The sequence below is a fragment of the Curtobacterium sp. PhB137 genome (assembly GCF_003814955.1).
Taxonomy (GTDB): Bacteria; Actinomycetota; Actinomycetes; order Actinomycetales; family Microbacteriaceae; genus Curtobacterium.
The window spans coordinates 280,310-299,132 of sequence record NZ_RKQO01000005.1 but is presented as its reverse complement, the minus strand read 5'-3'; the positions used below and the strand labels follow the sequence as shown (position 1 = coordinate 299,132).

The 18,823-nt window shown below is 71.4% G+C and carries 18 protein-coding genes; 2 read left to right on the top strand and 16 right to left on the bottom strand.

Annotated features, from left to right (window positions below):
• Positions 1-3 precede the first annotated feature (3 nt).
• The 12 genes from rpoZ to EDF28_RS07955 form a co-directional block, all read right to left on the bottom strand.
• Positions 4-267 carry a DNA-directed RNA polymerase subunit omega gene (gene rpoZ / locus EDF28_RS08010; RefSeq protein ID WP_114849971.1) on the bottom strand — a complete coding sequence of 88 codons (264 nt, stop codon included), beginning with the start codon at positions 265-267 and terminating at the stop codon, positions 4-6.
• 27 nt (positions 268-294) lie between these two features.
• Entirely contained in the window at positions 295-1,263 is a 969-nt protein-coding gene (gene gmk, locus EDF28_RS08005) for a guanylate kinase (protein ID WP_333925912.1), read from the bottom strand.
• Positions 1,260-2,144 (bottom strand): orotidine-5'-phosphate decarboxylase, encoded by an 885-nt coding sequence (gene pyrF / locus EDF28_RS08000; RefSeq protein WP_260154719.1) that lies wholly within the window; start codon positions 2,142-2,144, stop codon positions 1,260-1,262. The genes gmk and pyrF overlap by 4 nt, the downstream gene beginning before the upstream one ends.
• Entirely contained in the window at positions 2,141-5,434 is a 3,294-nt protein-coding gene (gene carB, locus EDF28_RS07995; protein WP_123937798.1) for a carbamoyl-phosphate synthase large subunit, read from the bottom strand. Before carB ends, pyrF begins: the two co-directional genes overlap by 4 nt.
• Entirely contained in the window at positions 5,434-6,633 is a 1,200-nt protein-coding gene (carA, locus tag EDF28_RS07990; RefSeq protein ID WP_123937797.1) for a glutamine-hydrolyzing carbamoyl-phosphate synthase small subunit, read from the bottom strand. The genes carB and carA overlap by 1 nt, the downstream gene beginning before the upstream one ends.
• Positions 6,630-7,193: a hypothetical protein gene (locus EDF28_RS07985; protein ID WP_123294318.1), complete on the bottom strand. Its 564-nt coding sequence runs from the start codon at positions 7,191-7,193 to the stop codon at positions 6,630-6,632. Before EDF28_RS07985 ends, carA begins: the two co-directional genes overlap by 4 nt.
• The gene (locus EDF28_RS07980; protein ID WP_123937796.1) at positions 7,190-8,548 is read right to left on the bottom strand and encodes a dihydroorotase; all 1,359 of its coding nucleotides are present in this window, start codon (positions 8,546-8,548) and stop codon (positions 7,190-7,192) included. Before EDF28_RS07980 ends, EDF28_RS07985 begins: the two co-directional genes overlap by 4 nt.
• Positions 8,545-9,504, bottom strand: a complete 960-nt coding sequence (locus tag EDF28_RS07975; RefSeq protein ID WP_123294316.1) for an aspartate carbamoyltransferase catalytic subunit — start codon at positions 9,502-9,504, stop codon at positions 8,545-8,547. The genes EDF28_RS07980 and EDF28_RS07975 overlap by 4 nt, the downstream gene beginning before the upstream one ends.
• Entirely contained in the window at positions 9,504-10,103 is a 600-nt protein-coding gene (gene pyrR / locus EDF28_RS07970) for a bifunctional pyr operon transcriptional regulator/uracil phosphoribosyltransferase PyrR (protein ID WP_123937795.1), read from the bottom strand. The genes EDF28_RS07975 and pyrR overlap by 1 nt, the downstream gene beginning before the upstream one ends.
• A 24-nt stretch (positions 10,104-10,127) precedes the next feature.
• Positions 10,128-10,580: a transcription antitermination factor NusB gene (nusB, locus tag EDF28_RS07965; protein ID WP_123294314.1), complete on the bottom strand. Its 453-nt coding sequence runs from the start codon at positions 10,578-10,580 to the stop codon at positions 10,128-10,130.
• Between the two features lie 11 nt (positions 10,581-10,591).
• Entirely contained in the window at positions 10,592-11,155 is a 564-nt protein-coding gene (efp, locus tag EDF28_RS07960) for an elongation factor P (RefSeq protein WP_111083909.1), read from the bottom strand.
• Between the two features lie 90 nt (positions 11,156-11,245).
• The gene (locus tag EDF28_RS07955; RefSeq protein WP_123937794.1) at positions 11,246-12,937 is read right to left on the bottom strand and encodes an AarF/ABC1/UbiB kinase family protein; all 1,692 of its coding nucleotides are present in this window, start codon (positions 12,935-12,937) and stop codon (positions 11,246-11,248) included.
• A 437-nt stretch (positions 12,938-13,374) separates the two neighbouring features.
• Here EDF28_RS07955 and EDF28_RS07950 point away from each other — a divergent pair, with 437 nt between their 5' ends.
• Positions 13,375-13,554 carry a hypothetical protein gene (locus EDF28_RS07950; RefSeq protein WP_123937793.1) on the top strand — a complete coding sequence of 60 codons (180 nt, stop codon included), beginning with the start codon at positions 13,375-13,377 and terminating at the stop codon, positions 13,552-13,554.
• Positions 13,555-13,561: 7 nt separating this feature from the next.
• On the opposite strand, the gene EDF28_RS07945 is transcribed toward EDF28_RS07950, so the two are convergent.
• The gene (locus EDF28_RS07945; protein ID WP_123937792.1) at positions 13,562-14,176 is read right to left on the bottom strand and encodes a deaminase; all 615 of its coding nucleotides are present in this window, start codon (positions 14,174-14,176) and stop codon (positions 13,562-13,564) included.
• Between the two features lie 408 nt (positions 14,177-14,584).
• Between EDF28_RS07945 and EDF28_RS07940 the strand changes: the two genes are divergently transcribed.
• Complete coding sequence (locus EDF28_RS07940; RefSeq protein WP_207906699.1) at positions 14,585-15,898, top strand: LLM class flavin-dependent oxidoreductase; 1,314 nt, start codon at positions 14,585-14,587, stop codon at positions 15,896-15,898.
• Here EDF28_RS07940 and aroB read toward each other — a convergent pair.
• Genes aroB through aroC form a run of 3 tightly spaced genes read right to left on the bottom strand, consistent with a single transcriptional unit; the run spans position 15,895 to position 18,805 of the window.
• On the bottom strand, positions 15,895-16,992 hold the full coding sequence (gene aroB, locus EDF28_RS07935) for a 3-dehydroquinate synthase (protein WP_185094181.1): 1,098 nt from the start codon (positions 16,990-16,992) through the stop codon (positions 15,895-15,897). The genes EDF28_RS07940 and aroB overlap by 4 nt on opposite strands.
• A complete protein-coding gene (locus tag EDF28_RS07930) occupies positions 16,989-17,525 on the bottom strand; it encodes a shikimate kinase (RefSeq protein ID WP_123938106.1) in 537 nt (178 codons plus the stop codon). Before EDF28_RS07930 ends, aroB begins: the two co-directional genes overlap by 4 nt.
• Before the next feature lie 59 nt (positions 17,526-17,584).
• Positions 17,585-18,805 carry a chorismate synthase gene (aroC, locus tag EDF28_RS07925; protein ID WP_123294309.1) on the bottom strand — a complete coding sequence of 407 codons (1,221 nt, stop codon included), beginning with the start codon at positions 18,803-18,805 and terminating at the stop codon, positions 17,585-17,587.
• Between the last annotated feature and the right edge of the window lie 18 nt (positions 18,806-18,823).

The window sequence follows — 18,823 nt, the reverse complement described above, 5'->3', positions numbered from 1 at the left end:
GGATCAGTCGGAGGGCTGCTGCTGCTTGGTGACGGTGAGCTTGTCCTCGTTGATCTCGTGGAGAGCCACGGACAGCGGCTTGTCGTCGATCGTCGAGTCGACGAGCGGGCCGACGTTGTCGAAGAGCGAGCCCTCGTGCAGGTCGGCGTAGTAGTCGTTGATCTGACGCGCGCGCTTGGAAGCGAAGATGACGAGCGCGTACTTCGACTCGACCTTGCTGAGCAGGTCGTCGATGGGCGGGTCGATGATGCCCTGGGGGTTGGCCATGGAGTCTCCTCGTCGTCGGTGCACCCGTCAGGGCGCAGAGAACAAGTCTACGACCTGTCGTGCCGCGGTGCCGACATCGGAGTTCACGATGCGGACGTCGAACTCGTCCTGGGCGGCCAGTTCGACCTTCGCGGTGTCGAGTCGACGCGCCTGTTCCTCGGGCGACTCGGTGCCGCGGCCGATGAGTCGACGCACCAGTTCTTCCCACGTCGGGGGCAGCAGGAACACGAGCACGGCCTCGGGCATCGCGTCACGGACCTGGCGAGCACCCTGCAGGTCGATCTCGAGCATGACCCGCTCGCCGGCGTCGAGCGCTCGGTCGATCGGCGGACGCGGGGTGCCGTACCGGTACGAGTTGTGCACCGTGGCCCACTCGAGCAGTTCGCGCTCGCGGATCATCCGGTCGAACTCGGCGTCGTCGACGAAGTAGTAGTGCACGCCGTCGACCTCGCCCGGGCGGGGCTTCCGGGTCGTGGCGGAGACGCTGAGGTTCACGTCCGGGTACTGCTCGCGGATGTACGCGCTCACCGTGCCCTTGCCGACGGCGGTCGGCCCGGCGAGGACGACGAGCTTCGAGGCACCGCGCTTGCGACCGCGGGCGGCGAGCCAGTCGGCCAGCGCCGTGCGCTGCCGGGTGCCGAGGCCCCCGAGGCGCTTCGACGGCGCGATGCGCAGGGTGCCCATGATCGACTCGGCACGCGCCGGACCGATGCCGGACAGGCTGACGAGCAGGTCGCGCACCCGGAGCGAGCGCTCCGCCGAGGTCGTGTCGACGAGGGCGTCGTCCCACGCCGAGCGAGCGACCTCGAGTGCCGAGCGCTCCCCCGACGCGACCTGGGACTTCACCGCGGCCCGGGCGCGTCGCGCGGCGACCGCGGCCTGGGCCGCCGCGACGCGGTCGACCTCCGGTGGCGTGCGGTGGGCCGGCAGTTCGGTGCCGTCGGTGCGGTCGCCTTCGGTGCGGTCGCCGTCGGTGCGGTCACCGTCGGCGGTCATGCTGCGGCCCCGAGTGCCGCGCGGATCCGGTCGGCGCGGTCGGACACGAGCGCCGCGACCCCGTCCGGACCGTCGGTCAGCAGACCGCGCGACTCGCTGACGAGCACCTGCTCGGCGCGCGCACCGTACAGCGCACGGAGGTCCTCGATCCGGGCGCCCTGGGCACCGAAGCCCGGGGCGAGCACCGGCGCGGTGCCGATCGCGTCCGCGTCGATGCCGAAGTCGTCGAGGTGAAGGGTCGCGCCGAGCACGAGCCCGACGTCGCCGAGGGCCTGGTCGCCCGCGGCCCGGTTGTCGTCTGCCACGTCCAAGACGATACCGGCAGCCACGGACCGCCCGGCACGCGGGCCCTCCGCCAGGACCGCGGTCTGCAGCACCCGCGCCTCCGGGTTGCTCGTCGCGGCGAGCACGAAGACCCCGGCACCGTTCCGCCGAGCGACGTCGACAGTCCCGCTGAGCGAGCCGTAGCCCAGGTACGGCGACACCGTCATCGCGTCGGCCGCGAACGGCCCGTCACGGTCGAGCCACGCGAGTGCGTAGTCGTCACCGGTCGACCCGATGTCGCCCCGCTTCACGTCGGCGACGACCAGGAGGCCCGCATCACGTGCACGACGGATCGTCGCGTCGAGCGCGCGGTAGCCCGCCACCCCCGCCGCCTCGAAGAACGCGATCTGCGGCTTCACGATCGCCGCGCGGCCGGCGGCCGCGTCGACCAGGGCCGCGCCGAAGGCCGTCAGGCCCTGCTCGTCGCGGCCGAGCCCCCACGTCGCCAGGGTGGTGGCGTGGGGGTCGATGCCGACGCAGAGCGGTGAACGCTCGCGCATCGCGGACGCGAGCCGATCACCGAAGGAGGCCGGGCCTCCCGTCTGCCCCTCGCTCACCAGGTGGCGCGCTCCCGCGCGTAGTCCTGCAGGCTCCGGACGTTGAGCGGCGTGCCGATCGTCTCGATCGCCGCGACCGCCGCACCGATCTGCGCGATCGTCGTGAACAGCGGCTTGTCCGCTGCGACCGTGGCCGCACGGATCTCGTACCCGTCCGCACGACCGGCGGCACCCGACGGCGTGTTGATGACGATGTCGACCTCGTTGCGCGTCAGCAGGTCGACGACGCTCTCGCCGCCCTGGCTGTACTTGCCGACGATGCCGACCTCGATGCCGTTGCGGCGGAGGATCTCCGCCGTGCCCTCGGTCGCGATGATCGTGAAGCCCAGCTGCTGCAGGCGGTGCACCGGCAGCACGATGGCGCGCTTGTCGGTGTCCGCGACGCTCACGAAGACCGTGCCGCTGGTCGGCAGGCCGCCGTACGCGGCGTCCTGCGACTTGAGGAACGCCCGTGGGAAGTCGCGGTCGATGCCCATGACCTCGCCGGTGGAGCGCATCTCGGGGCTGAGCACCGAGTCGACGACCTGGCCCTCGCGGGTGCGGAAGCGGCGGAAGGGCAGGACGGCCTCCTTGACGGCGACCGGGGCCTCCATCGGGACGAACGCCCCGTCGCGGGCCGGCAGCATGCCCTCGGCGACGAGCTCGTCGACGCTCGTGCCGGTCATGATGCGCGACGCGGCCTTGGCCAGCGCGATGCCGAGCGCCTTCGAGACGAACGGGACCGTGCGGCTGGCGCGCGGGTTCGCCTCGAGGACGTAGAGCACACCGGCGCCGATGGCGAACTGGACGTTGAGCAGACCCTGCACGCCGATGCCGCGGGCGATCTTCTCGGTCGCGTCGACGACGCCCTGGATCTCGGCGCGGCCGAGGCCGACCGGGGGCAGGGTGCACGCGGAGTCACCGGAGTGGATGCCGGCCTCTTCCAGGTGCTCCATGATGCCGCCGATGTAGAGCCGCTCACCGTCGAAGAGCGCGTCGACGTCGATCTCCACCGCGTCGTCCAGGAACCGGTCGACGAGCAGCGGGAGCTCCGGACCGATGATCGCCTGGTCGGCCATCCGCTCGAAGTAGTCGGCGAGCGACGGGGAGTCGTACAGGATCTCCATGCCGCGGCCGCCGAGCACGAAGGACGGGCGGACGAGCACCGGGTAGCCGATCTCCTCGGCCACGGCGGTCGCGCTTGCCAGGTCGTGGGCGGTGCCGTTGCGCGGCGCGAGCAGCCCCGCGGCGTCGAGGATGGCGGAGAACTGGCCGCGCTCCTCGGCGGAGTCGATCGCCGTCGGGCTGGTGCCGAGGATCGGGATCCCCGCCGCCTCGAGCGGCTTCGCCAGGCCCAGGGCGGTCTGCCCGCCGAGCTGCACGACGACGCCGACGAGCTCGCCCGACGCCGCCTCGGCCTCGATGACCTCGAGGACGTCCTCGGCCGTGAGCGGCTCGAAGTACAGACGGTCCGAGGTGTCGTAGTCGGTGGAGACCGTCTCGGGGTTGCAGTTGATCATGATCGTCTCGAACCCGGCGTCGCTCAGCGCGAAGGACGCGTGCACGCAGGAGTAGTCGAACTCGACGCCCTGGCCGATGCGGTTCGGGCCGGAGCCCAGGATGACGACCTTCTTGCGGTCGCTCGCGACCACCTCGGTCTCGGCGTCGTACGACGAGTAGTGGTACGGCGTCAGGGCAGGGAACTCGCCGGCGCAGGTGTCGACGGTCTTGAAGACGGGGCGGATGCCGAGGGCGTGCCGGTCGTCGCGGACCTGCTGCTCGCTGACCGGGTGCTCCGGGGTGCTGCGCAGCGCCGCGATCTGGGTGTCGCTGAAGCCGTGCTCCTTGGCCCAGCGGATGGTGTCCGCGTCGAGCTCGTCGGCGGCCGCGACCTCGGCGGCGACCTCGTTGATGAGCACGATCTGGTCGATGAACCACGGGTCGATCTTCGTGGCTTCGAAGACCTCGGCGGCGGTGGCGCCGGCGACCAGGGCCTGCTGCACCGTGACGATCCGGCCGTCGGTGGGGATGGACGACTTCGCGAGCAGGGCGTCCTTGTCGAGCTCCGACGCCGGGGTGTCCCAGTGGAAGCTCGAGCCGCGCTTCTCGAGCGAGCGCAGCGACTTCTGCAGCGCCGTCGCGTAGTTGCGGCCGATGGCCATCGCCTCGCCGACGCTCTTCATCGTCGTGGTGAGCGTGGCGTCCGCCGCGGGGAACTTCTCGAACGCGAAGCGCGGGGTCTTCACGACCACGTAGTCGAGCGTCGGCTCGAAGCTGGCCGGGGTGACCTTCGTGATGTCGTTCTGGATCTCGTCCAGGCGGTACCCGATGGCGAGCTTCGCGGCGATCTTCGCGATCGGGAAGCCCGTGGCCTTCGAGGCCAGCGCCGACGAGCGGGAGACGCGCGGGTTCATCTCGATGACGATCAGGCGGCCGTTCGACGGGTCGACGGCGAACTGGATGTTGCAACCACCGGTGTCGACACCGACGCGACGGATGATGTCGATGCCGATGTTGCGCATGTTCTGGTACTCGCGGTCGGTGAGCGTGAGCGCCGGGGCGACGGTGATCGAGTCGCCGGTGTGCACGCCGACCGGGTCGACGTTCTCGATGGAGCAGATGACGACGGTGTTGTCGTAGTTGTCGCGCATCAGCTCGAGCTCGTACTCCTTCCAGCCGAGGATCGATTCCTCGAGCAGGACCTCGGTCGTCGGGCTGGACTGCAGCCCGTCGCCGACGAAGCGGACGAGCTCGGCTTCGTCGTACGCGAAGCCCGAACCGAGACCGCCCATGGTGAAGGACGGGCGGACGACGAGCGGGTAGCCGAGGTCCTTCGCGAACTCCTTCGCCTCTTCCAGCGTGTGGGCGATGTGGCTCCGGGCCACGTCGGCGCCGGACTCGAGCACGAGCTCCTTGAAGAGCTGGCGGTCCTCACCGCGCTGGATGGCGTCCACCTTGGCACCGATGAGCTCGACGCCGTGCTTCTCGAGGATGCCGGCCTCGTCGAGCGCGATCGCCGCGTTCAGGGCGGTCTGGCCGCCCAACGTCGGCAGGACGGCGTCCGGCTTCTCGATGCGGATGATCTCCTCGAGGCACGCGTTCGTGATCGGCTCGATGTAGGTCGCGTCGGCGAAGTCGGGGTCGGTCATGATCGTCGCCGGGTTCGGGTTGACGAGGATGACCCGGACGCCCTCGGCACGGAGGACACGGCACGCCTGGGTGCCGGAGTAGTCGAACTCGGCGGCCTGACCGATGACGATCGGGCCGGAACCGATGACGAGGACGGAGTTGATGTCTGCGCGCTTGGGCATCAGTTCGCTTCCTTGGTGATGTCTGCTGCGGGAGTGGTCGCGTCGGCGGTGGCCGCGTCGAGCGGCTCCCCGTCACGTCGCGCGCGCACCAGGTCCGCGAACCGGTCGAAGAGGTACATGCTGTCGTGCGGACCAGCGGCGGCCTCGGGGTGGTACTGCACGCTGAACGCGGGCACGTCGAGCGCCCGCAGGCCCTCGACCACGTCGTCGTTCAGCGAGTAGTGCGAGACCTCGACGCGGCCGAACCCGGCCGGCGACTCGAGGACCTGCCCCAGGGGAGCGTCGACCGCGAAGCCGTGGTTCTGGCTCGTGATCTCGACCTTGCCCGTGGTGGTGTCGAGCACCGGCTGGTTGATGCCGCGGTGCCCGAAGGGCAGCTTGTAGGTGCCGAAGCCGAGCGCGCGGCCGAGCAGCTGGTTGCCGAAGCAGATGCCGAAGAACGGGCGACCGGTCCGCAGGCTGCCCTGGAGCAGTTCGACCTGGGCGTCCGACGCGGCGGGGTCGCCGGGGCCGTTCGAGTAGAACAGGGCGTCCGGTGCGAGCTCCTCGAGCGCCGCCGCGGAGATGTCCTGCGGCACGACGTGCACCTCGAAGCCGCGCTGGGCGAGGTAGCGGGTGGTCGACGCCTTCACGCCCAGGTCGAGCACGGCCAGTCGGCCGATCTGCTCGCCCTCGGCCGGCACGACGTAGGTCTCCGGGGTGGACACGATCGCCGAGAAGCTCGCGCCGGCCATCGTGGCCTGCGACCGGACGGCGTCCAGCTGCTCCGACTCCGACAGCGTCGCGTCGGCGCCGCTGAACACGCCGCCCTTCATGGCGCCGGCGTCGCGGATCCGGCGCGTGAGGGCGCGGGTGTCGATGCCGGAGATCCCGACGATGCCGTCGCGCACCAGGTGGTCGTCGAGCGACGCGTTCGCGCGGTGGTTCGACACCACGCGGCTGGGGTCGCGCACCACGTACCCGGCAACCCAGATGCGACGGGACTCGGGGTCCTCGTCGTTGACCCCGGTGTTGCCGATGTGCGGCGCGGTCTGCACCACGATCTGGCCGGCGTAGGACGGATCGGTGAGCGTCTCCTGGTAGCCGGTCATGCCGGTCGCGAAGACCACCTCGCCGAGCGTGCGCCCGCGGGCGCCGTAGGCCCAGCCGTCGTACCGGGTGCCGTCTTCGAGGACCAGGACGGCCCGTTCGCGTGTCATGCTTTCTTCCCTTCGCCCGCGGTTCGCGGGGCATCGGCCGCAGTCGCCTGCGGCCCGGTCTCGGTCAGTCCCTGCAGGGCGAGCAGCGCGGCTGCGTCGCCCTCCGGGAACCGGAAGTACGTGTCGAGGTCCGTCGCACCTGCGGCGCCGGTCGCCGTCCATCGCAGACGGACCAGTCCCCCGGGCTCGACCACCCGGTCGATCGCCCACGTCGAGCGGTCGGCCCCGCGGACCGCAGCACGCGCGATCCAGCGGTCGTCCGCGCCGGCGAGTCGCAGGACCACACCGGTCGCGTGGACGCGCACGCCGCCGCGACCCCGGAACCCGAGTCCGCCGGCGGTGATGCGTTCCAGCGGCTGGTCGGCGCGGGTCGTCGCGACGGAGAAACCGTCCCAGGACCCGACTTCCGGTCCGATCGTGGTGGGGACGGGGACGGGAGGCACGGATTCCGCCTGCTTCCTGGTCCGCGTCCGCCAGGTGCGCGCCATGGCGACGAACAGCGCGGCCACCGCGAGCAGGATCACCCCGCCGAGCAACCAGCGCGCGGCGTCGCCGCTCATGCGCGCGCCCCCGTCCGGAGCGCAGCGGCGTGCTCGGCGACGGTGTCGGCGTCGACGAGGCGGCCGTCGAGCACCGTCGGCGCCCCCAGGTGGAACGTGGCGACGACCCGGCCGGGCAGCGTCATGCCGAGGTACGGCGAGTTCTGCGACTGTCCGGCGAGGTCGGCGACCGCGAACTCGCGGCTGGCCGTCGGGTCGTAGAGCGTGATCTCGGCGGGCGCGCCCTCGGCGATGCGCTGACCGTGGCCCTCGACCTGGCCGATGCGTGCGGGCGCCTCGGACAGGACCCGGGCGACGTCGGCCCAGTCGAGCTGGCCCGACGCGACGACGGCGGACTGCACGACGCTGAGCGCCGACTCGAGGCCGACCATGCCGTTCGCCGCCGCGGGCCACTCGCAGCACTTCGCCTCGGCGGTGTGGGGTGCGTGGTCGGTCGCGACGATGTCGATGGTGCCGTCGGCCAGGGCTGCGCGCAGGGCGTCGACGTCCTCGCGTGCCCGGAGCGGCGGGTTCACCTTGTAGCGGGCGTCGTACCCGGGGGCGCCGTCGTGCCCGGCGATGAGGTCCTCGGTGAGCACGAGGTGGTGCGGGGTGACCTCGGCGGTGACGTCGATGCCGCGGGACTTGGCCCAGCGGATGACCTCGACGCTGCCGGCGGTCGACACGTGGCAGACGTGCAGTCGTGCGCCGACGTGGTCGGCGAGCAGGACGTCACGGGCGATGATCGCCTCTTCCGCCACGGCCGGCCAGCCCGCGAGGCCGAGCTCCGACGACAGCCGGCCCTCGTTCATCTGCGCGCCGATGGTGAGTCGGGGTTCCTGCGCGTGCTGCGCGAGCACCCCGCCGAAGCCCTTGATGTACTCGAGTGCGCGGCGCATGAGGAGCGGGTCGGACACGCACGAGCCGTCGTCCGAGAAGACCCGGACCTTCGCCCTGCTCGTCGCCATGGCACCGATCTCGGACAGGTGCGTGCCCTGCAGCCCCTGCGACACCGCGCCGATCGGGCGGACCGTGACGTAGCCGGCGTCGTCGCCGAGTGCCTGCACCTGCTCGACGACCCCGGCGGTGTCGGCGACCGGGCTCGAGTTCGCCATCGCGTTGACGGCGGTGAAGCCTCCGGCCGCCGCGGCGCGCGAGCCGGTGAGGACCGTCTCGGATTCTTCGTGACCGGGCTCGCGCAGGTGGGTGTGCAGGTCGACGAGACCCGGCAGGGCGATGAGCCCGTCGGCGTCGACGACCGTGGCACCGCTCGCGTCCACGCCGGAGCCGATCGCCGTGATGCGGCCGTCCTGCAGTCGGATGTCGGCGCGCGAGCCGTCGACCAGCTGCGCGCCGCGGATCAGGTGAGCGGTCATGCTGCGGACTCCTTCGGTTCGGTGCCGGTCAGGGCCAGGTAGAGGACCGCCATGCGGACCGAGACGCCGTTCTCGACCTGCTCGACCACGGTGGAACGGGGGTCGTCGGCAGCGACGCCGGCGATCTCCAGCCCGCGGTTCATCGGACCGGGGTGCATGATCAGTGTGCGCTCGGACAGCCGCGCGAACCGCGCAGCCGTCAGGCCCCAGTGCCGCGTGTACTCGCGCGGGTTCGGGAAGAACGCGTCGTCCATCCGCTCCTGCTGGATCCGGAGCGTCATGACGACGTCCGGGTCCTCGGCCAGGGCGGCGTCGAGGTCGTGGTGCACCGCGGCTCCGAACGGCGTCGTCGTCGCGGGCAGGAGTGTCGGCGGTGCGGCGAAGGTCACGCTCGCGCCGAGGGTCCGGAGCAGCCACGCGTTCGACCGGGCGACGCGGCTGTGCAGCACGTCGCCGACGATCAGGACCCGGACGCCGTCGAGGCCCTGTCCACGCGACCCGGCACCGTGCAGGCGACGGCGCATGGTGAAGGCGTCGAGCAGCGCCTGCGTCGGGTGCTCGTGCGTGCCGTCGCCGGCGTTCACCACGGGGACGTCGATCCAGTCGGCGTCGGCCAGCACGCGCGGCGCACCGGACGAGCCGTGCCGCATCACGATGCCGTCGATGCCCATCGCGCCGAGGGTCTGCACGGTGTCCTTGAGGGACTCGCCCTTGGAGACGCTCGAGCCCTTGGCCGCGAAGTTGATGACGTCGGCCGACAGGCGCTTCGCCGCGGCCTCGAACGAGATGCGCGTGCGGGTCGAGTCCTCGAAGAACAGGTTCACGACGGTCTTGCCGCGCAGGGCCGGGAGCTTCCGGACCTCGCGCGTGTTGACCTCGGCCATCTCCTCGGCGACGTCGAGGATGTGCACGGCCTGGTCGCGCGACAGGTCGGCGGTGGAGAGCAGGTGCCGCATCACGCCACCCCCTGCTCGATGAACACGGTGTCGTCGCCGTCGGTCTCGGACAGGTGCAGGGTGACCCGCTCGTCCGAGGCGGTCGGCAGGTTCTTGCCCACGTGGTCCGCGCGGATCGGCAGCTCGCGGTGGCCGCGGTCGACGAGCACGGCGAGCCGGACGGCGCGCGGCCGGCCGATCCCCTGCAGGGCGTCGAGCGCTGCCCGGACCGTGCGACCGGAGTACAGGACGTCGTCGACGAGCACGACGACCTTGCCGTCGATGCCGCCGGCGGGGATCACCGTGCGGTGCGGGGCACGACCGATGCCGTGCCCGAGGTCGTCCCGGTGCATGGTCACGTCGAGCGTGCCGACCCGTTCGGATCCGATGCCGGCCCGCGCGGACTGCCACTCGGGCTCGATGTCCGCCAGGACGCGGCCCAGCCGTTCGGCGAGCGCGGCGCCCCGGGTCGGGATGCCCAGGAGGACGAGGTCCGAGCCGCCGTGGTTGGCCTCGAGGATCTCGTGTGCGATGCGCGTCAGAGCGCGCGTGATGTCGGGTTGCTGCAGGACCGTTCTGGTACCCACGTCGACCCCCTTCCCCGCCTCACTGGACGGCATTAAAGGATGCTGACGTGCACAAGCCTAGCGGGACTCCTGGTCCCCTGCGACCGTCCGACCGGACGGTGCACGACCGCCGGCGACGGCTCCGAGGACACCGTTCACGAAGCCCGCGGAGTCCTCGGTCGAGAGCGACTGGGCGAGCTCGACGGCCTCGGCGATCGCGACGGCGTCCGGCACCTCCGGGTTGAACCGGAGCTCCCAGACGGCCATCCGCAGGATGCAGCGGTCGAGGACCGGCATCCGGGCGATCGACCACCCCTGGGCGTGGTCGATGATGACGGAGTCGATCTCGTGGCGGGCGTCATCGACGCCCGTCACGATCTGCCGTGCGTAGTCCCAGCTCGAGGCACGCTCGGGCTGGTCCAGGTGACGGACGGTCTCGGTCGCCAGGACGTCCGTGATCGGGAGCTCACGCACCTCGGCCACGTACAGCATGTCGAGGGCGCGCTTGCGGGCCTTCGAACGAGCACTCATACGGACGTCGCCTAGGAGTTGACGCGGCCGAGGAAGCTGCCGTCGCGCGTGTCGATCTTCACCGTGGTGCCGCTCTCGAGGTAGAGCGGGACCTGGATGCGGTGGCCGGTCGCGATGATGGTCGCGTCCTTGGTGCCACCGGAGGAGCGGTCGCCCTGCAGGCCCGGCTCGGTCTCGACCTCGGTCACGATCGACGTCGGGAGCTCGACGTAGAGCGGGTTGCCCTCGTTCATCGCGATGGTGACCATCGCGGACTCGAGCAGGTAGTTCTTCGCGTCGCCGACGACCGTCGCCGAGACCGGGATCTGGTCGTAGGTGTCGGTGTCCATGAACACGTACGAGTCGCCGTCCTCGTAGAGGAACTGGTAGTCGCGGCGGTCGACCACGGCGGTGTCGATCTTCGCACCGGCGTTGAAGGTGCGGTCGACGACCTTGCCGGAGACGACGTTCTTCAGCTTGGTGCGGACGAACGCGCCACCCTTGCCGGGCTTGACGTGCTGGAACTCCACGACCGACCACAGCTGGCCGTCGATGATGAGAACGGCGCCGTTCTTGATGTCAGTGGTACTGGCCATGAGTCTTCGGTGTCCCGTTCGGTCGTGTTGTGAAAGGTCTTCGGGCCGCGCTGGCCCCGGACGAGTGTAGCGGACGCCCGCCCGTCGCCATCAGCGCCGTCGCCGGGCGCGCCAGGAGTCGATCGCCGCCCAGCCGAGCAGCACCACGGCCGCTCCCCCGAGCAGTACCCCGGCCACCGCGGTCGAGATCGCCGCGTCCGGTCGGGCGGGCAGTGCCAGGTAGACGATCGCCAGGATGCCGGCACCGGCGCCGAGCAGCACGAGCAGGATGCGCCGGATCATGCCGGACACGAGCTCGCGGTCGCGGCGGTCCGCGAAGAGCCGGATGTTGACGGTGAACTTGCCCGTCTCGATCGCCTCGCCGATCCGGTCGACCCGGCGGGGCAGTCGTCGGGCCGCGGAGACGACGCCGATCAGCTCCTTCGCCGCCAGGTCGCGCAGCTTGCCGGGGCGCAGCTGGTCGGTGATCTGCTCACGGGCGAGCCCGCGGGACTCCTCGAGCAGGTCGAACGAGGGCGCGAGCGTGCGGAGCGTGCCCTCGAAGATCGCCAGCGCCCGCGCGGCCGCGACGAAGTCCGGCGGCGCCTTGAGCCGGTACCGCCCGAACACCTCGACGGCGTCGTCGACCGTCTCGACGCCGATGCGCGCGCCCGGTCCGAGCTCGTCCGCGACGAAGCGCGCGATGTCCCGACGGAAGTCGGGCTCGTCGTGCGCGTCGCGCACCGGTGCCATCCGCAGGACCGCATCAGCGATCCGCGAGGTGTCGTCCTGCAGGTAGGCGACCAGCAGGTCCTGGACCGTGTCCCGGAGGGTCGGGTCGAGCCTCCCGACCGATCCGAAGTCGATCAACGCGGGCCGCCCGTCGGGCAGCACCAGGACGTTCCCGGGGTGCAGGTCGGCGTGGTACAAGCCGTCGAAGACGACCTGTCGCAGGAACGCGCGGAGGATCGCGCGCATCGGGCCGTCGAGGTCGCGGTCCGCGCGCTCGGCGCGGATCGCGCTGAGCGTGTCGCCCTCCAGGAACTCCATCACGAGCACGCGGCGCCCGGACAGGTCCGGGTACGGGTCCGGGAACCGGACCTCGTCCGGACGGGCACTGCGGGCCTGTGCGGCACGCAGGGCGGTGAGGTTCCGCAGCTCGGAGACGAAGTCGACCTGGCGGACCAGGTCGTCGGCGTACTGCGCGGCCACGTCCTGCACGCCGACCTGCCGGGCCTCGGTCGACCATCGCGCCATGAATCGGACGACACGGAGCGCGATGTCGACGTCGCGGCGGACGGCGGCGTCGATGCCGGGACGCTGCACCTTGACCGCGACCGCGGTGCCGTCGGGCAGGCGGGCGCGGTGGACCTGGGCGATCGAGGCCGCGGCGACGGGCACCGGGTCGAAGGACGCGAAGACCTGGTCGACCGGTGCGCCGAGTTCCTGTTCGAGCAGGGCGAGCACCTGGTCGGCGGGGGCGGCGGTGACGTTGCGCTGCAGGTGGGCGAGTCCCTCGGTCCACTCCTCCGGTAGCAGGTCGTCGCGGGTGGAGAGCAGCTGGCCCATCTTCACGAACCCGCCGCCCGCTTCCTCGAGCGCACGGCGCAGGTGCTCGGCCTGGCTGCGGCGCAGGTCGGCGGTGGCCGGGTCGTGCGAGAAGTCGAGGCGACGGAACGGGACGAGGCGGTGGCGTCTCGCGATCGACAGCAGTTCGGTGAACCGGCGGCCGCGGGACCGGAGGGTGCCGGTGTCGGCCTCCTGCGAGCCGGACAGGTCGCTCAGTCGGGGTGGGTTGGGCACGTCGTCAGTCTGCTCCCCGCTGCTGGGTCCGCCGGGTGCGCCGGTTGTCGTGCACAGGCCGGGAGGCGCGGTCCGGCATCCACAGGTCGGCTCGCGTGTCGCGTCGGGTCGCGCGCACTGCCGCAGGCTTGCCCCATGGAGACAGCACTGGTCGCGGCGTGCATCGCCGCCGGCGCGGCGATCGTGGCGGCGGTCGTCAGCTGGTTCGGGGCGTTCCAGAGCCGGCGGACGACCGATCGAGAACACGCCTGGAAGCGGTTCACCTGGTCGCTCGCCCAGCCACGAGGCGGCGGTGCATACGACATTTCGAGAACTGTGCTCCGGGAACTCGAGACCGTACGGTGGTGGTCGAAGGCGGACCGACGGCTCGCCACTCGTGCACTCCGGAGGCGAACCGCCGCCGATCACGTCCACCCTGAGGAAGAGGAGTCCACCTGATGCCGATCTTGCGACCCTTGCCGGATGCGCCCGACGTGGACGCGGACGACGACGTGCTCTTCGCGTGGGACAACGGAGCCACCGTCGCGGAGTTCCGGGAATGGCAGCGGACCGGCGTCCTCACCGTGTCGATGCAGGTCAAGTGGTGGTGGCGACGGACGCGGCGGGTGTTGCGCTGACGCCGGGTCAGGCGCCGCTGCCGTTGTAGCGCGCGGTGGCACCGGACTCGACCAGGTCGCGGTAGCGCTCGAGCGCCGTCTCGGCACCGGTGCCGTGCTCCTGGTGCACGTCGATCCCCCGAGCAACGAGCTGCTCGCGCCAGTCCCCCGGCACCGGACCCTCGTCGAAGCCCGTGATCCGCTCGACCGTGGCTCCGTCGGCGGCGAACTCCAGCGCGGAGACCCCCGACCACAGCAGGGCGCCGAGGCACATCACGCACGGTTGGGCGTTCACGACGAGCACACGCCGGTGGCCGACGTCACGGCCGAGGTTCCAGGCCCCCGTCCGAGCCTGTGCGAGTCCGAGGGTGACGACCTCGGCGTGCATCGACGACAGGTTGGTGTGCAGCACCAGGTTCACCCCGAGGGCGACGACCGCGCCGGTGTCCTCATCGACGACGGCCGCCGCGAACGGACCGCCGGTGCCCTCCTCGACGTTCCGTTCGGCGAGGGCGTTCACGAGCGCGAACCGTTCCGCACGGGTGCCGAGGTGTTCCGGAGCAGCGGCCTGCGCGTCGCGGAGCCAGTCGGGGACGCCGACACGGAGCTCGGTCGGGAACGGGGCGAGGGCTGCTGCAGACATGCGGCGACGCTAACGGCGCATCGTTTCGACGGTGTTTCCCGATCGAAACGATGCCGAAACACCGCGCCCGTAGCGTCGTCCACCACCGGCTCGAGCCGGTGGGAGAACGCGACACGAGCACGGGCGACAGGGGGCGACGATGACGGCACACCACGCGACCGCCGCGTCCCGCTGCTGGCCCCGCGGCGCCATCGCGCACGGACACTGACGTCCGACAGACCGTCCGTTCGTCCGTCTGACCGCCGCGCGCCGATCCCCCGGGCGGTCCACGTGCTCTGGAGCGCGCCGTCTCGCCGAGACGCGCCGATCCGCGCACCCTGCTCCGTGCCTCCTGGCCGTCCGCCGGACGCACCCACCCACCTGCTGCACCGTCCCACCTGCTGCACCGTCCCCTCCGAGAGGACCCCCGTGACCACGATCCACCTCGCAATGTTCCTGTTCCCCGGCTACCACCTCGGCGCCTGGCGACTGCCGGACGCCGTCCCCGAGCTCGACCTCGGCATCGACCACTACGTCCGCGCCGCCGAACTCGCCGAGGCGGCGAAGCTCGATGCCCTGTTCTTCGAGGACCAAGCGGCAGTCCGGCGCAGCAACGACATCCTGGCCGGCGACACCTACGGTGCCGCGAACCCCCGCTCGATCCACTTCGACCCGACGATGCTCCTGCCCGCCCTGGCGATGCGGACCACGCACTTGGGTCTCGCGGCGACGTCGACCACGACCTTCAACGACCCCTACAACCTCGCGCGGCGGTTCTCGACCCTCGACCACATCAGCAAGGGCCGCGCGGGGTGGAACCTCGTGACGTCCTTCAACGAGGACGAAGCCCAGAACTTCGGACTCGACGCCCACGTGCAGCACGCCGCCCGGTACGAGCGGGCGAGCGAGTTCGTCGACGTCGTCACCGGGCTCTGGGACTCGTGGGACCCGGACGCGATCGTGCGCGACAAGGAGTCCGGCACTTACTTCGACATCGAGAAGATGCGGTTCCTGCAGCACGACGGCGAGCACTTCCGCGTGCGAGGACCGCTGACGACGGGTCGGAGTCCGCAGGGCCGGCCCGTCGTGTTCCAGGCGGGTGCCTCGGAGCCGGGCCGCGCACTCGCGGCGCGCACCGCCGACGTGGTCTTCACCCTGCAGTCCGACCCGGACGAGAGTCGTGCGTTCCGCGACGACATCCGAGCGCGCGCCGAACGGTTCGGCCGCGACCCCGACCACGTCAAGGTGCTCGTCGGGATGACCCCGATCGTCGGCGACACCGACCAGGACGCACGCGACCTCGCCGACCGGATGATGGCGTTGATCCCGGACGACCTGGCACTGAGCAACCTGAAGCCCCTCGCCGGTGGCGTCGACTTCCGGCAGTTCGACCTCGACGCGCCCGTGCCGGAGCTGCCCGAGTCGAACGCCGGCAAGTCGCACCGGGCAGCGATCATGGCGGTGTCACGGCAACAGGGGCTGTCCGTCATCGAGACCGCCCGGTACTTCGCCGAGGGCAGCTACCGGAAGATGATCGGGTCACCGTCGACGATCGCCGACACCATGCAGGCGTGGTCGGAGGCCGGGGCGTGCGACGGGTTCCTGGCGGTGCCGACGCACTTCCCGGCCGGGGTCGAGGACTTCACCCAGAAGGTCGTGCCGGAGCTGCAGCGCCGCGGACTGCACCGGACCGAGTACACCGGACCGCACCTGCGCGACCACCTGGGCGTGCAGAAGTACTAGACGCCGACCTCTTGGTAGGCGGTGAACAGCAGGTGGTCCTCGGGGCCCTCGAGGATGACCGGCTTGCCGACACCGTCGAGGATGATGAACCGGAGCATGCCGGCCCGGGCCTTCTTGTCGCGACGCATCGCGGCGAGGAGGCCCTGCCACCGGCCGATGCCGTACGAGGTCGGCAGGTCCAAGGAGTCCAGGATCGCCCGGTGCCGGTCCACGGTCGCGTCGTCGAGGTGGCCCGTCAGGCGGGCGAGCTCGGCGGCGAACACCATGCCGACCGACACCGCAGCACCGTGCCGCCACTGGTACCGCTCCGCGTGCTCGATGGCGTGCCCGAGCGTGTGACCGTAGTTCAGGATCTCGCGTCGTCCCTGCTCGGTGAAGTCGTCGGACACGACCTCGGCCTTCAGGGCGATGGCGAGTTCGACCACGCGGCGGAACTCCGGCGACGTCGGGTCGGTGACGCGGGCGACGTCGGCCTCGATGATGTCCAGGATCTCCGGCACGGCGATGAACCCGGCCTTCACGATCTCGGCGAAGCCGGTGAGGATCTCGTTGCGCGGCAGGGTGCGGACGAGGTCGAGGTCGGCGACCACCGCGCGCGGGGCGGAGAAGGAACCGACGAGGTTCTTGCCCTCGTTCGTGTTGATGCCGGTCTTCCCGCCCACGCTGGCGTCCACCATGCCGAGCACGCTCGTCGGCACCGACACGTACGGCACCCCGCGCAGCCACGTCGCCGCGACGAAGCCCGCCAGGTCGGTGACGGCACCGCCACCGAGGCCGATGACCGCGTCGGTGCGGGTGAAGTCGGACTGGCCCATGATCTGCCAGCAGAACGACGCGACCTCGATGCGCTTGGCGGCCTCGGCGTCCGGCACCTCGGCGATGAGGGCCTCGAGGCCGGCGTCGACGAGCAGGTCGCGCAGGTCGTTCGCCCGCGCACCGAGGGTCGGGGCGTGCACGATGAGGACCTTGGCGACGCGAGGGCCGAGGATCGCGGGCAGCGAGCCGAGCAGGCCCGAACCGACCGCCACCACGTAGCCGTCGTCACCGCCGACGCGGATCTCGGTGGTGCCTGCGGGCAGGATCGGGTCGGTCACGGTGCTCCTTCGGTGGTGGTGCTGGTGTCGTCGCGTCGGCCGGCGCTGGTGTCGCCGCTGGCGCCGCTGTCGCTCCGCAGCCAGGTGACGACCTCGTCGACCACCCGGGACATCGGACGGCGCGAGGTGTCGACGACGACGTGCGCGAGCTCGGCGTAGGTCGCCGCTCGCTCGTCCATGATCGTCTGCCAGGCGTCGATGCCGCCGTTCGCGAGCAGGGGCCGGTCCGAGCCGGCGATCCGCTCCGCGACGGCCTCGGGCGAGACGGTGAGCAGGACGATGCGGGCGCCGGACAGTGCCTCGCGGGTGGCGGCGTGCGTCACCGCTCCGCCGCCGACGGCGATCACGCCCCCGGTGCCGAGGGCGGTCCGGACGGCGTCGGCTTCGAGGGCACGGAAGGCCGGCTCACCACGGTCGGCGAAGATGCCGGGGATGGGGCCGTGCTCGCGGACGATGACCCGGTCGGTGTCGGTGAACGGCACGCCCAGCGCCTTCGCGACGCGCTTGCCGACGCTGGACTTGCCGGCGCCCATCGGGCCGATCACGACGACGGGCGCAGCCAGACCTCGCGCGGCGCCGCCGCCGTTCGTGCTCACGACGCGTCGGCCGGTGCCGCTGGCTCCGTCCGACGGGTGCGGAGCGTCTCCGGGATCGACGCGAGGTAGGCGTCGAGGTTGCGCTTGGTCTCGACGACGTTGTCGCCGCCGAACTTCTCGAGCACGGCGTCGGCGAGCACGAGCGCCACCATCGCCTCGGCCACGACCCCGGCGGCCGGGACCGCGCAGACGTCGGACCGCTGGTGGTGCGCCGAGGCGTCCTCGCCCGAGACGACGTCGACGGTGTGCAGCGCGTGCGGCACGGTCGCGATCGGCTTCATGCCGGCACGGACGCGCAGGACGGTGCCCGTGGACATGCCGCCCTCGGTGCCACCGGCACGGTCGCTCGTGCGGTAGATCTCGCCGTCCTCGCGGTAGAGCTCGTCGTGGGCCGCGGAGCCGCGACGGCCAGCGGTCGCGAAGCCGTCGCCGACCTCGACACCCTTGATCGCCTGGATGCCCATGATCGCCGCGGCCAGACGGGCGTCGAGTCGACGATCCCACTGCACGTGCGAGCCGAGCCCCGGCGGGACGCCGTAGAACAGCACCTCGACGACGCCACCAAGGGTGTCGCCGTCCTTCTTCGCGGCCTCGACCTCGGTCACCATGCGCGCCGAGGTGTCGGCGTCGAAGCAGCGCAATTGATCGTCGTCGAGACGGTCGACGTCGTCGGGCAGCGGCAGGTCGGTGCCGTCCGGCACGCGGACCGTGCCGACCTGCAGGGTGTGCGCGACCGACCGCATGCCGAGTTCGGCGAGGAAGGACTTCGCGACGGCGCCGAGCGCGACGCGTGCCGCGGTCTCACGGGCGCTCGCACGCTCGAGGATCGGGCGGGCCTCGTCGAAGCCGTACTTCTGCATGCCGACCAGGTCGGCGTGGCCCGGACGCGGGCGGGTCAACGGGGCGCTGCGGCCACGCGACATCTCGGTGGACTCGACTGGCTCGGGGTTCATGACCTCGACCCACTTCGGCCACTCGGTGTTGCCGATCCGGATCGCGATCGGGCTGCCGAGCGAGAACCCGTGCCGGACACCGCCGGACACGTGCAGCTCGTCCTGTTCGAACTTCATGCGCGAGCCGCGACCGTAGCCGAGCTTGCGGCGCGCGAGATCGGTACGGATGGACTCGAACGACACCGGGACACCCGCGGGCAGGCCCTCGAGCATCGCGATCAGTTCGGGTCCGTGGGACTCACCAGCAGTCAACCAACGAAGCATGCTGCAATCCTCCCACAG

Excerpts from the sequence above, each read along its gene's own strand:
- rpoZ (WP_114849971.1), bottom strand. The coding sequence starts at position 267 with ATGGCCAACCCCCAGGGCATCATCGACCCGCCCATCGACGACCTGCTC.
- gmk (WP_333925912.1), bottom strand. The coding sequence starts at position 1,263 with ATGACCGCCGACGGTGACCGCACCGACGGCGACCGCACCGAAGGCGAC.
- carB (WP_123937798.1), bottom strand. The coding sequence starts at position 5,434 with ATGCCCAAGCGCGCAGACATCAACTCCGTCCTCGTCATCGGTTCCGGC.
- carA (WP_123937797.1), bottom strand. The coding sequence starts at position 6,633 with ATGACACGCGAACGGGCCGTCCTGGTCCTCGAAGACGGCACCCGGTAC.
- EDF28_RS07985 (WP_123294318.1), bottom strand. The coding sequence starts at position 7,193 with ATGAGCGGCGACGCCGCGCGCTGGTTGCTCGGCGGGGTGATCCTGCTC.
- EDF28_RS07980 (WP_123937796.1), bottom strand. The coding sequence starts at position 8,548 with ATGACCGCTCACCTGATCCGCGGCGCGCAGCTGGTCGACGGCTCGCGC.
- EDF28_RS07975 (WP_123294316.1), bottom strand. The coding sequence starts at position 9,504 with ATGCGGCACCTGCTCTCCACCGCCGACCTGTCGCGCGACCAGGCCGTG.
- pyrR (WP_123937795.1), bottom strand. The coding sequence starts at position 10,103 with ATGCCGTCCAGTGAGGCGGGGAAGGGGGTCGACGTGGGTACCAGAACG.
- nusB (WP_123294314.1), bottom strand. The coding sequence starts at position 10,580 with ATGAGTGCTCGTTCGAAGGCCCGCAAGCGCGCCCTCGACATGCTGTAC.
- efp (WP_111083909.1), bottom strand. The coding sequence starts at position 11,155 with ATGGCCAGTACCACTGACATCAAGAACGGCGCCGTTCTCATCATCGAC.
- EDF28_RS07950 (WP_123937793.1), top strand. The coding sequence starts at position 13,375 with ATGCCGATCTTGCGACCCTTGCCGGATGCGCCCGACGTGGACGCGGAC.
- EDF28_RS07945 (WP_123937792.1), bottom strand. The coding sequence starts at position 14,176 with ATGTCTGCAGCAGCCCTCGCCCCGTTCCCGACCGAGCTCCGTGTCGGC.
- EDF28_RS07930 (WP_123938106.1), bottom strand. The coding sequence starts at position 17,525 with ATGGGCGCCGGCAAGTCCAGCGTCGGCAAGCGCGTCGCGAAGGCGCTG.
- aroC (WP_123294309.1), bottom strand. The coding sequence starts at position 18,805 with ATGCTTCGTTGGTTGACTGCTGGTGAGTCCCACGGACCCGAACTGATC.